General features: G+C 44.6%; 12 protein-coding genes. 2 read left to right on the top strand and 10 right to left on the bottom strand.

Annotated elements, in window-relative coordinates; translation table 11 throughout:
• Positions 1-36: 36 nt before the first annotated feature.
• Positions 37-672 carry a tetratricopeptide repeat protein gene (locus tag A6D97_RS15495; RefSeq protein ID WP_017063177.1) on the bottom strand — a complete coding sequence of 212 codons (636 nt, stop codon included), beginning with the start codon at positions 670-672 and terminating at the stop codon, positions 37-39.
• 298 nt (positions 673-970) lie between these two features.
• Positions 971-2,287 carry an adenylosuccinate synthase gene (locus A6D97_RS15490; RefSeq protein WP_010434108.1) on the bottom strand — a complete coding sequence of 439 codons (1,317 nt, stop codon included), beginning with the start codon at positions 2,285-2,287 and terminating at the stop codon, positions 971-973.
• Positions 2,288-2,459: 172 nt separating this feature from the next.
• On the opposite strand from A6D97_RS15490, the gene A6D97_RS15485 reads away from it, so the two are divergent.
• Positions 2,460-2,648: a DUF2065 domain-containing protein gene (locus A6D97_RS15485; RefSeq protein ID WP_010434105.1), complete on the top strand. Its 189-nt coding sequence runs from the start codon at positions 2,460-2,462 to the stop codon at positions 2,646-2,648.
• A 172-nt stretch (positions 2,649-2,820) separates the two neighbouring features.
• Here the strand turns inward: A6D97_RS15485 and hflC are convergent, their stop codons facing one another.
• From hflC to tsaE, 8 genes are all read right to left on the bottom strand, one after another.
• Positions 2,821-3,798 (bottom strand): protease modulator HflC, encoded by a 978-nt coding sequence (gene hflC, locus A6D97_RS15480; RefSeq protein ID WP_017059930.1) that lies wholly within the window; start codon positions 3,796-3,798, stop codon positions 2,821-2,823.
• Between the two features lie 2 nt (positions 3,799-3,800).
• Complete coding sequence (gene hflK / locus A6D97_RS15475) at positions 3,801-5,003, bottom strand: FtsH protease activity modulator HflK (protein ID WP_017067930.1); 1,203 nt, start codon at positions 5,001-5,003, stop codon at positions 3,801-3,803.
• Between the two features lie 27 nt (positions 5,004-5,030).
• On the bottom strand, positions 5,031-6,338 hold the full coding sequence (gene hflX, locus A6D97_RS15470) for a ribosome rescue GTPase HflX (RefSeq protein ID WP_017059928.1): 1,308 nt from the start codon (positions 6,336-6,338) through the stop codon (positions 5,031-5,033).
• A gap of 44 nt (positions 6,339-6,382) precedes the next feature.
• A complete protein-coding gene (hfq, locus tag A6D97_RS15465; protein WP_017059927.1) occupies positions 6,383-6,646 on the bottom strand; it encodes an RNA chaperone Hfq in 264 nt (87 codons plus the stop codon).
• A 192-nt stretch (positions 6,647-6,838) separates the two neighbouring features.
• Positions 6,839-7,771: a tRNA (adenosine(37)-N6)-dimethylallyltransferase MiaA gene (miaA, locus tag A6D97_RS15460; protein ID WP_065584739.1), complete on the bottom strand. Its 933-nt coding sequence runs from the start codon at positions 7,769-7,771 to the stop codon at positions 6,839-6,841.
• A gap of 97 nt (positions 7,772-7,868) precedes the next feature.
• Positions 7,869-10,082 (bottom strand): DNA mismatch repair endonuclease MutL, encoded by a 2,214-nt coding sequence (gene mutL, locus A6D97_RS15455; RefSeq protein WP_065584738.1) that lies wholly within the window; start codon positions 10,080-10,082, stop codon positions 7,869-7,871.
• Positions 10,083-10,184: 102 nt separating this feature from the next.
• A complete protein-coding gene (locus A6D97_RS15450) occupies positions 10,185-11,900 on the bottom strand; it encodes an N-acetylmuramoyl-L-alanine amidase (RefSeq protein WP_065584737.1) in 1,716 nt (571 codons plus the stop codon).
• A complete protein-coding gene (gene tsaE / locus A6D97_RS15445) occupies positions 11,894-12,358 on the bottom strand; it encodes a tRNA (adenosine(37)-N6)-threonylcarbamoyltransferase complex ATPase subunit type 1 TsaE (RefSeq protein WP_017059923.1) in 465 nt (154 codons plus the stop codon). Before tsaE ends, A6D97_RS15450 begins: the two co-directional genes overlap by 7 nt.
• Positions 12,359-12,598: 240 nt before the next feature.
• On the opposite strand from tsaE, the gene queG reads away from it, so the two are divergent.
• Positions 12,599-13,777: a tRNA epoxyqueuosine(34) reductase QueG gene (gene queG, locus A6D97_RS15440; RefSeq protein WP_065584736.1), complete on the top strand. Its 1,179-nt coding sequence runs from the start codon at positions 12,599-12,601 to the stop codon at positions 13,775-13,777.
• Positions 13,778-14,443: the final 666 nt, after the last annotated feature.

The raw sequence follows: 14,443 nt of genomic DNA, 5'->3' as shown, positions 1-14,443 counted from the left end.
GTACCTTAATCATCATTGCTCATTCAATAATCTGTCTTACCAGAACACGTCTCGACGCTTTGCTCGAGCAATAATATTGTCTGGCATTCTCTGTTCCAGACCGCTACGAAGCACAGTGATACGTCTGTGTTGTCTTTGGTCTGCGGTTACCGAGTTATACAACCAACGGTAAGCATCTTCATAATCCAATGGGCTACCGTAGTCACGTAACAAGAGTTCCGCTAAGTGAATGCTCGCACTTAAGTTACCCATAGAGGCCGCTTCACGTAGATACGGAATCGCACGCTCTTGATCTTGTTGTACCAAAGTACCACGAGAGTAATAACGACCTAACTGCTCTAATGCAGCGGGTAAACCTTGATGTGCCGCGTTCTCCATATAGTAAAGGCCAAGCTCTACATCTTGTGGAACACACACACCCCAAGCCAACATATCACCGTATAAAAACTCATAAGAAGGCAAGCTAATACGCGTTGCGCGAGCAACGATATCTTCAACTAACTGGCACTTATCAGCTTTCACTCGCTCTAGATGTTGATTATTTTCGATTAAATTAATCAGTTCAGCTTCTGTATATATTGGAACGGGCTCTCCCACATCAGCCAAATTTGCATGACTCAAGGGTGAGCTCAGTGCCATTATCAATGAAGCTGCCACAATTCGTAGCTTCATACCTGCACTCTATTATCTGTCGCTAAAGTTATCTATTGAGGGGTGCAGAGGATTTCTACACGCACAAAACAGTGTGAACTTCACTTTCCATGATATCTGTATCGGCAATAACCCCGACGGCTTTAGACAAAACTTGCCGCTAATGGGCAATATTTTGCCTGATGACGCTTAAAAGATCACCATCAAAGAGTGAACGGCTAAATTGCAGGTATTAAAAAGCCGACTTAATAAAGTCGGCTTTTAGAAAACTATTTTATTATCAAAGCACTGTTCGTGCCTGGTAATCACTCAGCAGGCATTATGCGCCGTATGGGTGAACCTTGATGATAGTTTCGTTACGATCTGGGCCAGTTGATACGATATCAATTGGAACGCCAGTTAGGTCTTCGATACGCTTGATGTAATCTAGAGCAGCTTGTGGAAGCGCGTCGATAGATTTAGCACCAAATGTGTTTTCAGACCAACCAGGCATTGTTTCGTAGATTGGCGTCGCTTCTTCGAATGACTCAGCAGCCATTGGAGAAACTTCTAGGATAGAACCATCTTTCATCTTGTAACCAGTACAGATTTTTAGTTCTTCTAGGCCATCTAGAACGTCTAGTTTAGTTAGACACATACCAGATAGAGAGTTGATTTGGATTGCACGACGCATAGCAACAGCATCGAACCAACCAGTACGACGTAGACGACCAGTTGTTGCGCCAAACTCGTGACCAACATCGCCGAGGTGTTTACCAACTGGGTCTTGCTTCTCAAGGCCATCGTATAGCTCAGTAGGGAATGGACCTGAACCAACACGAGTACAGTAAGCCTTAGTAATACCAAGGATGTAACCGATGTGACGAGGACCGAAACCAGAACCTGCAGCAACACCACCAGCAGTCGTGTTAGAAGACGTTACGTATGGGTAAGTACCGTGGTCGATATCTAGTAGCGTACCTTGAGCACCTTCGAACATGATCTTGTCGCCGCGCTTACGTGCTGCGTCTAGTTCGTCAGTTACGTCGATAACCATCGCAGTTAACATATCTGCGTAGCTCATCGCTTGCTCAAGAACTTCTTCGTAGCTTACTGTTTCAGCTTTGTAGAAGTGCTCTAGTTGGAAGTTGTGGAATTCCATCACTTCTTTTAGCTTCTCAGCAAATGCTTCTTTATCGAAAAGGTCGCCAACGCGTAGACCGCGACGAGCAACTTTATCTTCGTAAGCAGGACCGATACCACGACCCGTTGTACCGATAGCTTTAGCGCCACGAGCGATTTCACGCGCGTTGTCGATTGCAATGTGGTACGGAAGAATTAGAGGACAAGCTTCAGAGATGAAAAGACGTTCACGTACTGGAATACCGCGATCTTCAAGAGGCTTCATTTCTTTTAGAAGTGCGTCAGGCGATAATACTACACCGTTACCAATAACACATTTAACGTTATTACGTAGGATGCCTGATGGAATTAAGTGAAGAACGGTTTTTTCACCGTCAATTACAAGTGTGTGACCTGCATTGTGACCGCCTTGGTAGCGAACCACGTATTTTGCATCTTCAGTTAAAAGGTCAACGATTTTACCTTTACCTTCATCACCCCATTGGGTGCCTAGAACGACTACGTTATTTCCCATCTTTCCAATTTCTGTTGCTAATTAAAAATGGATTCTAGCACTGAATCACACTTCTTGCAGTCACTTTTTGTTCATAAACGTTAACGTTGTACAAAAATAAACCAGCCATAACTGGGGGCAGATGTGTAAAGATACTGATATCATTGCTTTTTTACAGACAAAAGGCAGAACCATGTCTCAATCAATTTGGCTCGCTATTGGGCTCGTACTTATTGTGGAAGGGCTCGGCCCCTTGATTGCACCCAATGGCTGGAGAAACATGGTCGCGCAACTGAGCGAGCAACCAGACACGCAACTGCGCCGCATTGGAGGCTGTCTTGTGGTGGCTGGAGCGGTTATCGCTTTCATGACCTACCGCTAGGTTTCTATAAGTAGAACGCTGTTAAGCGCCTTCCCTCGCGCCCCAATAGTGAATCCACAAACATGTCTCCTCCTGAAAGAAGTCATAGAAAACAAAAAGGCTCCCACAATGGGAGCCTTTTAAGTTTTAACGTATTTTGCTTATTAAGCTAAGCATTCGCTAACGCATCAGCTTATTTTGCTGGAGCGCCGCTTGCTTGATTCATGTATTGGAAGAAGTCAGTCTTCGGATCCAGTACTAGAATGTCGCTCTTATCGCTAAATGATGTCTCATAAGCTTGCAATGAACGCATGAAGCCGTAGAACTCAGGATCTTTGCTGAACGCATCAGAGTAGATCTTCGCTGCTTCTGCATCCGCATCACCACGAGTGATTCGAGCTGTACGGTCAGCTTCAGCAAGAACTGTTGCCACTTCTAGCTCAGCTTGAGCACGGATAACTTCCGCTTTCTCACGACCTTGAGAACGGTGTCTACGAGCAACCGATTCACGTTCTGCACGCATACGGCGGTAGATAGATTCACTGATTTCGTCAGGAAGGTTAATCTTCTTCATACGGAAATCAACAACTTCAACACCTAAATCAGCCATCGCACTTTCTGCCGTTCCAGACAAAACGTTTTCCATGATCTTATCGCGTTCGCCATCAACTTCTAGTGCTTCTGCAGCCGCTACCGTTGTGACGACTTCGCTATCAGCAGAGTCTGGCAGGATGTCCTTGTTGCGAGGGCCTGACACGATCTGCTTAATTTCACGAGAACCAATTTCAGAACGAAGAACATCTGTCACTTTACGCTCAAGAAGTGCTTCTGCCGTCATGATATTACCGCCACCGGTACTCAGATAGAAACGTCCAAAATCAGCAATACGCCATTTTGCGTAAGTATCAATTAGAACGTCTTTTTTCTCTGATGTTACGAAACGGTCAGAACGGCCATCCATCGTTTGAATACGAGCATCAAGTACTTTTACGCGATCAAACATCGGTAGTTTAAAGTGCAGACCTGGTTCATAGATTCGTGATACGCCGTTGTCATCGAGAACTCGACCAAAACGAATTACCATGCCACGCTCACCTTCTTGAATCACAAACACTGACATCAATAGAAGGGCAATCGTCACAACTAATACAGGGATCATTAATTTACGCATTATTAGTATCTCCCTTGGCGTGAACTGTCTGAACGAGTTTGAGTGCTAGGCTTTGGATCCGCTTGAGTTTCTAACTCAATTTGATCGTAAGTTGATGATGCTTTTGCAGGGCGAGAGCCCGACTGAGAACCACCTTGTGCGCCTAGCTTATCAATTGGTAGGTATAGCAAGTTACCGCTTGATTCAGAATCAATCAGGACTTTCGATGTGCTTGAGTACACTTTTTCCATTGTATCTAGGTACATACGGTTACGTGTTACTTCAGGAGCAGCTTGGTATTCAGGTAGCAGTTTCTCGAATTGAGCAACTTGACCTAGAGCACCATTAACTGTGCGCTCTGAGTAACCCACCGCTTCTTTCTTCAAACGCTCAGCACGACCTGTTGCTTTTGGAAGAATGTCATTTCGGTAAGCTTCAGCTTCACGTTCAAAACGCTCTTCATCCTCACGAGCCGCGATAGCATCATCAAATGCATCTTTCACTTGCTCAGGTGGACGTGCTGACTGGAAGTTCACGTCAACAATCAGAATACCCATGTCGTAGCTATCAATAATACGGTTCAACGTTTCTTGAGTGCTTTGACGAATCTGCTGACGACCACTTGTCAGGATACTATCCATTAGTGAGTCACCAATTACCGCACGAAGCGCGGAATCGGTTGCTTGGCGTAAACTGTCGTCTGCATTCGTTACACGATACAAGTACTTGTATGGGTCAGAAACACGGTATTGAACACCCATTTCAACGGTCACAACGTTTTCATCTTTCGTTAGCATCGTGCCAGCAGCACGTAGAGAACGAATCGCTTGAACGTTTACTAGTTGCTCATCACTGATTTCATCGATGAAGCGTGGGTGCCAGTTAAGACCAGGTTCTTCGATACGGTCGAACTGACCCAGTCGAAGTACTACTGCTCTTTCTGCTTCGCCAACAGTGTAGAAACCAGCGAAGAACCAGATAGCAATAGCAATAACGGCAATGACACCAAAGCCAATTGCACCGCCACCACCAATAGATGGTCCGTTGCCGTTGCCACCTTTTTTACCAAACTTGCCACCTAACTTTTGACTTAGTTTACTAAACACTTCGTCTAGATCTGGCGGTCCTTGATCTCGGCCGCCGCGATTATTTTTATTACCCCAAGGGTCATTATCGCGGCCGTTATTATCGCCGTTGTTGTTATTTCCAGGCTCATTCCACGCCATTAGAAAGCTCCATCATTTGATATGACGTTATACTGTAGCAGTCTCTTTGGTAACGATAAAGTCACCTAAGAGCGCCCCTTCTCTTTTTTCAAGTTTAGACCAATCTATTTGTTGCATTCGGATATCTATCAACAAGTTACCATTTTCATCATACTCTTCCTGTTGAATACATTTCATCTCGAAGAATAAGCTGCGAATGCGACCCTGATGTTGATGTGGAATACACAACCGGAATTGAACCATCTGGCTAGCTAAACGCTCAGTTAAAGCTTCAAACAGTAGCTCAATACCTTCTCCTTCCATTGCAGAAACCCAAACAGCGCGAGGTGCGCCCTCTTCATCTCTTTCAATTCGAGGTTTTTGGTCTTCCATGCAGTCAATTTTGTTCATGACTACAAGGGTTGGCACTTCATGAGCATCGATTTCTTCTAATACTTCATGAACAGCCTGAATGTTCTCACGAAAACGGTCATCACTGGCATCAACAACATGTAACAAAATGTCAGCTTCCTGCGTCTCTTGTAATGTTGCCTTGAACGCAGCGACCAAGTCGTGTGGTAGATGACGGATAAAACCTACGGTATCTGCGAGAATTGCAGGCCCGACATCTGCCAAATCAATCTTACGTAGTGTTGGGTCTAGGGTTGCAAACAGTTGGTCTGCCGCATAAACACCAGCACTTGTGATGCGATTGAAAAGTGTTGATTTCCCTGCGTTGGTATAACCAACCAAAGAAATTGTTGGGATTTCAGCTCGATTACGAGCACGTCGTCCTTGTTCACGCTGTTTAGCAACTTTCGCTAAACGACGTAGTATTGCCTTTATACGGTCACGCAACAAACGTCGATCGGTTTCCAGTTGAGTTTCACCTGGACCACGAAGACCAATACCACCTTTCTGCCTTTCAAGGTGAGTCCAACCACGAATCAATCGGGTAGAGATATGACGAAGCTGAGCGAGCTCAACTTGTAGCTTACCTTCATGAGTTCGCGCACGTTGTGCAAAAATATCTAAGATCAAACCCGTGCGATCAATCACACGACATTTACACAATTGCTCGAGGTTGCGCTCTTGGGCAGGAGAGAGGGAGTGGTTAAAAATCACAATTTCAGCACCGGTCAGCTGAACAGCTTGTGCGATTTCTAGGGCTTTACCTTCTCCAACGTAGTATTTAGGGAGTGGGGATTGTCGGCTACCAGTAATCACTTGTAGCGTTTCTACCCCCGCTGAGGAGACCAGCATTTCACATTCGCTTAGATCTTCCCATTCTCCCTCTTGCGTGAAGTTGATATGAACAAGTACGGCTCGCTCGCCGGATTCATAACGGTCAAACAAGCAACCAACTCCTTATTACAGCGCAAGCTGTACAAATTGAACGATTAATCTTCAGTCTTCTCTGGACGATCAGATGGCGTGCGTTGCTCGCCGCTGTGGTGACTAACTGCGCGAGCAGGTACCACAGTAGAAATCGCATGCTTGTAAACCATTTGGTTTACTGTGTTCTTCAATAAGATCACGAATTGATCGAAAGACTCGATCTGACCTTGCAGCTTAATGCCGTTAACAAGATAGATAGAGACTGGAATGCGCTCACGACGGAGTGCATTTAGGAATGGGTCTTGTAGCGATTGCCCCTTAGCCATTTTATTTTCCTTATTTGTATTTTGTTGTAATTATTTAGCTAGTGGTGCACAAAAAGGTGCGGCCTTTGCATCTGAGCTAAATGAATAAAAAAACTCCGTTGTTATTGAAAGGCTGTGATTTTTAAAAGCCTCAATAACGGATCCTTTCCAGAGTATATTCACGCAAAAGCGATCACATTATACACAGCAATACTAATCAGATGCTATTGCATCTGAAAGAGTTTCTAACGCTTGATCAATGTTTTCGCTATCTAACCAAGTTAAATCATCCCAACTGCGCAACCAGGTGATTTGTCGCTTGGCCAACTGACGGGTTGCACAGACACCACGGAAAACCGCTTCGTCTAAATCACAATTACCGTCTAAATAATCCCACATCTGCCTATAACCAACGCATCGGATCGATGACAGTTCAGGGTGAAGATCTTCTCTGGCGTACAACGCCTTCATTTCATCTTCAAACCCAGCTTCTATCATCTTCTCGAAACGCAGCTCAATGCGGCGATGGAGTTCAGTCCTTTCCTTGGGAGCTATTGCAAATTGTTTTACACGAAATGGCAGGCTATCGCCTTTCGTTTGAGTTAGCTCTGTTAATGTTTTACCCGAAATTCGGTAAACTTCCAATGCCCTTGAAAGCCTTTGTGGATCATTTGGGTGTATTCTTTCAGCGGATACGGGATCTATCTCTCTTAATTGATCGTGCAATGCCTGCCAACCTTGTTCGATAGATTCCGCTTCAATCTGCTTACGAATCTCTTGATCCGCGGCTGGTAATGGCGATAAACCTTCCAACAATGCTTTGTAGTACAGCATTGTGCCACCAACAAGTAACGGGATTTTGCCTTCCGCTACAATCTTATTCATTTCATTGATCGCATCACGACGAAAATCTGCCGCAGAATACGCTTCGCTTGGATCCAAAATATCAATCAAGCGATGAGGCGCGAGCTCAAGCTCTTCCGCATCCGGTTTAGCGGTACCAATATCCATGTCTTTGTAGATCAATGCCGAATCGACGCTGATGATCTCTACAGGGTATTTCTGACGTAAGCGGATAGCTAAATCTGTTTTTCCTGACGCCGTTGGGCCCATTAAAAACAACGCTAAAGGTAATTTTTCAGTCATGATATTTTGTATTTGCTTCTCTGTTTTAGCGCTTTTTAGCAAAGGGCTTTGTGTCGCGACGTATTCAGCTAAAAAGACAAAGGTCGTCGCGAAAAAATTAAACCGTAAACGCGGCTATAGTCGCTGAAAAGTCGATAGGATTAACAAACTCTGGATCATCTAATGGAAGTAGACCATGCCAAAGTTGTTCTAGTTCCCCAACTAGTTGAACCGCTTCAGATAAAGTGTAGTCGCTTTTTACTTGTGCGGTTTGAATCCCGATCCAGTTAACCAAAGCTGACAACATGTCATTAGGTTGCTTCACTGCACCCTGGGCATTTATTGAAGCCGCGTAAGATAACAGATCTGGGATCAAAATTTGTAAGTTTTGCTGCCTTAAAGGAGAAGGCACGCCCATCACCATTACCGCCTCGCTGTTTCGCGCCTTAAGCTCAATCCCCAGTAATGCCAGAGTTTGACTCAGCGCCTTAGCAACTTCGACAAGTTCACTACCCAGCTTAATCGATAAAGGCACCAATAACGGTTGGCTTTTTAACGCGCCACCTCGAGTATCAAGCTGACCAACAACACGTAATAATTCAGCCTTAGCTAAGGAAACCAAAACACAGCCATTCTTGTTGCCCATCACGAGATATTGACGTTCAACAACCGAGACCGCTTTCCCCAAATCCGTCACTGCTGCTCTTGGCTTTAAATGAACAGGATTCTGTTGAGCAGGCTTAGCTTCTTTATTTTCTTTATTTTCTTTATTTTCTAAGTTGTCTCTGGTTTCTACTGGTGCCACATGCTCTTGAGAAGATGAAGGCTGTACAACTTGATCATCAAAATCAGGCGTTTTCAAAAGCTCTTTATAGGCTTTCACTTCTCGCTTAGAGGGCGCGGGTTCACCATGATGTTGGTGTGGCTCTTTCTCTTTTTTAGGTTCAGGTCGAGACTCTATCCACTCTTGGCGAGAGGAACCGGTAAAACTGCTGTCACTAGTAGCCGAGCTTCGGCCAGCTAATGAACTTGGACTGGTTGATGAGCTTGGGCTAATTGATGAAACATAGTGTCGCCCACCATCATTAACGCTGTGTTGAGGCTTATCAAAAGCGTGCTCTGATTCTGCTTTTCTCGGGTAGGCAGGCGTTTGCTCAATAGCGTGTCGCACCCTATCCGAAACTTGGGTTTGATCCGAACTGCTAGGCATTACGCTTTCTGGCTCAGCGAAACTTGCAACACCATCAACTGCAGAGCTCGTACTATCTTGCTGATGATGAATCACTTCTGACTGATGAAAAGCCGACTGATTGATTGGTGCAGCATCGATCTGCTTGCTCTGTGCTAAACCATCACTCAATGCTTGGTAAATAAAGTCATGCACAAGGCGCGCTTGATGAAAACGCACTTCATGTTTTGCAGGGTGGACATTCACGTCCACCTGATGTGGGTCGAGTTCAATGAACAACACATACGTCGCGAATTGGTCTGGACGCAGGCTGGTTTCGTAGCTTTGACGAATCGCATGATTGATCAGCTTGTCACGCATCATACGACCATTCACATAGCAGTATTGCAGGTCGCTTTGTTGTCTTGCTCCTTCTGGCGTGGTGATCCAGCCATGAAGTTTTAGGCCTTGATGCTCAAGTTCGATCTTAAGCATATGACGAACAAAAGGATTGCCACATACCGCAGCGATTCGCTTTTCTGCTTGAACTTGTGTTTTTGCAGCGCGGTACTGACGAATCATCTTGCCGTTATGACGAAGGTTGATCGTCACATCAAAACGACTCAATGCGATGCGTTTAAGCAACTCATCAATATGGGTGAATTCAGTTTTCTCGGTGCGTAAGAATTTGCGGCGTGCTGGCGTATTAAAGAACAGGTCCAACACCTCAACCGAAGTGCCAATAGGATGCGCCGCAGGCTGCAGTTTCACCTGCATATCACGGCCTTCACTGTGTGCTGCCCAAGCTTGATCTTGAGTGGCAGGGCGTGACGTCATGGTTAAGCGCGCAACCGAGCTAATACTCGCCAGCGCTTCACCACGGAAACCGAGGCTGACGATCGCCTCTAGGTCATCAAGAGTGTGGATTTTGGAGGTAGCATGACGACTCAGTGCCAAGGCAAGCTCATCTTTTACGATGCCTTTACCATTGTCACGAACGCGGATCATCTTGGCGCCACCTTTCTCGATATCAATATCGATACGTGTCGCACCAGAATCCAAACTGTTCTCAACCAACTCTTTTACAACAGAAGCGGGTCTTTCTACCACCTCACCCGCTGCGATTTGGTTAGCTAACCGAGCTGGCAGTATTTTGATCGTCATATTTATAGCTACCTTACTGCCATTGATGGAAACGCTGCTACGTTTGCACTAGTTCTTATTTTTTATCATTGATATACCTGAAGCTGTTTAGCATTCCCAAGACTACTTGTGAGGAATAATCAACACTTGGCCGATAGCTAGACTGTCAGATCTTAGCTTATTCGCTTGGCGAATGCTGTTGACGCTCACGCCGTATTTCGAAGCTATCTTGCCAAGGTAATCACCTCTTGCAACTTTGTGTTTGCGCAGAGGAACATCTTTAACTTCAACCGTAATACGTAACTTTTGGCCTACTCTCACCGTCTCTGATTTCAAACGGTTCTCACGTTTAATATCAGCCACCGACACTTTATAGCGGCTGGCGATCTTACCTAGGTACTCTCCAGACTTAACCGTGTGAGTGATGGTCTTAGTTTGAACCGCACTGCTTGATGATGAAGTTGAAGCACTGCCTGGAATCTTAAGTACTTGACCAATTGCTAGGCTGCTCGATTTCAGATTGTTGAACTTCATCAACGTCTGTGTCGACGTACCATACTTGCTCGCAATCACAGACAAAGACTCACCACGAGAGACTTTATGTTGGCTCACGCTGCCCGTTGATGACGTTGCGTTAGACAAGATAATCCCTTCAGGCGGGTTAGCCTTCAAATACTTAACCACCGCTTTAGTCACTGCTCGTGCCAATTTATCTTGGTGCGAACGTTGGAAAAGAAGCTTCTCTTCCGTCGGATTCGAAATAAAACCTGTCTCTACCAGTACTGATGGGATCTGTGGTGAACGTAATACTGCTAAGCTGGTGTTAATCGGCTTGCTATTGTGCAGTTTCGCAACCTTACCCATTTCAGACAGAATTGCCGTTGCCAGTTTGTAGCCCTCTTTTTGAGAGTGGCTAAACTGCAAATCAAGCAGGGTTTGGTTTACGTTCTTATCATCAATATTGCTTGTGAACGCTGCACCGCTACCACCAAGCAATTCAGACTGTTTCTCTTTATTCTCAATCCAACGAGAGATCTCTGTATTTGCACGTCGAGTGTTCAATACAAACACTGAACCACCTCTTGGTTGAGGCGTCGTAAAGGCGTCGGCGTGAATAGAGATCAACAGGTGAGCTTCATTCTCTCGAGCAATCGCAACACGTCGATTCAGGTTCACAAAGTAATCAGCATTACGAGTCATACGAGTTTTGATCCCCGGGACCGCATTCAGTTGAGCTGCTAACTTCTTAGAAATACTCAGAGTCGCGTTTTTTTCGTATTTACGCGTAGGACCAATCGAACCTGGGTCTTCACCACCGTGGCCAGGATCAATCACAATTAGAATATCTTTCTGGCGCTTAACCTGATTAATGTTCTTACTTACCGTTGGCTTACTCGGTGTCGATGTCGCTTTACTTGCCGCACCATGAGGTAAGTCGATCACCAAACGGTGTCCATACTGACCACCTGGAGTCGGGCTCAGTTTGAATAATTCTGCTTTAGACGACTTCTTTAACTCAAAAACCAAGCGATAGGTGTTTTTGTCTGGCGGTGAGCTCTTACGAATCTTAGATAGAACAGGGCTGTCTTTCACCTCGACCGGTAACTTAGTCGCAAGACTGGTATTTTTTAAATCAACCACTAAGCGACTCGGGCTACTCAGGGTGAAATAGCTAAAGTCCGCTTCTGATTTTAAGTCGATAACCACACGAGTTTCTTCTGGAGAAGGCCAAACCCTTAAACTTTTCAGTGAGTTTGCAGAAACAAGTGAAGAAAACAGTATAGAAAAAACAGCAGCCATCATGGCCACTGTTGAAATAAGGCGTTTAGAAATCAACATAACTCCAACTGACTAAGTAAGCGCTGTCCGTATTCACTATTAGCGGTTAAAGAAACAACACGGTGATCGTCTTGGTAACGAATATCAATATCCAAATCGGCTTCTGGTAGCATCCCATAACCTTTCTCAGGCCACTCAACCAAACAGATAGCATCCGGCGTAAAATAGTCACGAATTCCCATAAACTCTAACTCTTCAGGATCTGCTAGGCGATAAAGGTCAAAGTGGTACACCTGCCAATCTGCAAGTTGATAAGGTTCAACTAGAGTATACGTTGGGCTTTTTACATTTCCTTGATGGCCAAGTGCTTTTACAAAGCCACGACTGAAAGTCGTTTTACCTGCGCCAAGATCACCATGCAGATAAATAGTCGTCTGCTGTGAGCAAAGATTAGAAAGCTCCGTTCCTAATTGAATCGTTGCTTGTTCATCTTTCAAAGTAAATTGTTTCGTGCTCATGAATACGTTCTCTAAAAATCGATCGTTGACTATATAAAAATCAAAAGAACAAGAATAGTAAACCGTGATGCTTTTGGGAGACAAGCACTCAAGTGTAAGTTCTATGAAAAATACTGATCAAAACGCGTCTGTTCTGGTCAACACCACTAAGATCCGTTAAGATCCGCCCCCATTTTTGCCGAACCTAATTTTAATTAGCCTTATCTCTAATTGTAAAACAGAGAAAATAAGAAATAAGCCATGAATCTAGACCATCTTGCTGAAAAAATTAAAATCTGGGGAAAAGAGCTGGGCTTTCAAAAAGTTGGCATCTGCGATGTTGATTTAAGTGAACACGAAGCCCCTCTTCAAGCATGGCTAGATGCTGGCAACCACGGCGAAATGGATTGGATGGCTCGACATGGGATGATGCGTGCACGTCCTGATGAACTTCACCCAGGCACAATTCGAGTGATCAGCGCTCGAATGAACTACCTACCACCAGAAGCTCAGTTCGCCTCTAACCTAAGCGATACCACTCAAGGCTACATCAGCCGCTATTCTTTAGGCCGCGACTATCACAAATTGTTCCGTAACCAGTTGAAAAAGCTAGGACAAAGAATTGAAAAAGAGGTCGAGGGTTTAGACTCACGCCCTTTCGTCGATTCAGCGCCCATTTTGGAAAGACCACTCGCTCAAAAAGCAGGGTTGGGCTGGACAGGTAAACACTCATTAATTCTTGATAAAGACGCTGGCTCTTGGTTCTTTCTAGGGGAGCTGTTAGTTAACATCCCTCTTCCCACGGATGAACCCAGTGTTGATGAGTGCGGCAAATGCACCGCATGTATCACTTCTTGCCCAACGGGTGCCATTATTGCTGATGGCGTGGTTGATGCGCGCAAATGTATTTCGTACTTAACCATTGAATATGATGGTGTGATCCCTGAAGAGTATAGAGATGCCATTGGTAACCGTATCTACGGTTGCGATGATTGTCAGTTAGTTTGCCCGTGGAATCGTCATGCCGAACTCACAGAGCAAACAGACTTTCACCGCAGAGAAGATTTCCAAGAAGCCGATCTGGTTTCACTTTCAAGTTGGGACGAAGCAACCTTCCTAAAGAAAATGGAAGGCTCAGCAATCAGACGTATCGGCCACACCCAGTGGTTACGCAACATCTTTGTTGCGATGGGCAATGCACCATTCCAACAACGCATTATTGAAACCCTGGAATCTCATCAAGGGAAAAACGATATGTTGGATGTGCATATTGAGTGGGCTTTGAATAAACAACTACAGCAGTTACCCAACGCTAGCAATGTGCAAGAAGATGGCTCTACGCAGAAAAATAGCTGTGTGCAAAAAAGTAACAGCAAAATCTCCACCAAAAAGCACAGACTGATACGTATAGTAGAGAAAGGACTACCAAGAGACGCCTAGCCCTTTTGGTATCAACGATTGACAGCGACACCCACATCGATAGTCCAATATTTAAGACAACTCGTTGCACATAATTTTAGAACAATGTTTGACCTTGTTCTCAATTCTAACAATGTGGAAAAAATTCAGAACTCTCGTAAACTTCCGACACCCGAGAAAAGTTAAACACAGTACCGATAAATGATTAAGATCAAAAAACAACAAGTTAACGATCTTTTATTAAATCCAAGATAGGCATCCAACTTGATAAAAAACAACAAGTTACGATCGCTGCAATTCATCTAATATATTGAAAACAAGAAAGATCTTTTAGGGATAGGTAAAGAATTAAGCCTGAAACAACTTTATCAACCAAGTTATCCACACCTAACATTTTGTGGATAAGTCTGTTTATAGATGTGAAAAACCTCAAGTGTCTGCTTCAGAGACCTGATATTTACTAGCATTTCAGTTGCTAAGAAAAATTTAAGACAAAAAAATATCCACCATGATGGAGGATTATTTGCTTTTTTGGGGGATTATGCTTCGCAGCATTAAAGAAAGAGCGTGACCTTTGTGGTCGCCTTTAAACACAGAGGTTTAAAGTACTTATTAGCTTTTTTAGAAGAAAGCTGGAGCGATACATCGGGTTCGAACCGATGACCTCAACCTTGGCAAGGTTGCGCT

It is taken from the genome of Vibrio sp. ZF57, assembly GCF_001691235.1.
Classification (GTDB): domain Bacteria; phylum Pseudomonadota; class Gammaproteobacteria; order Enterobacterales; family Vibrionaceae; genus Vibrio; species Vibrio crassostreae_C.
The sequence above is the reverse complement of the archived record's forward strand: the minus strand, read 5'-3'. Positions and strand labels throughout refer to the sequence as shown.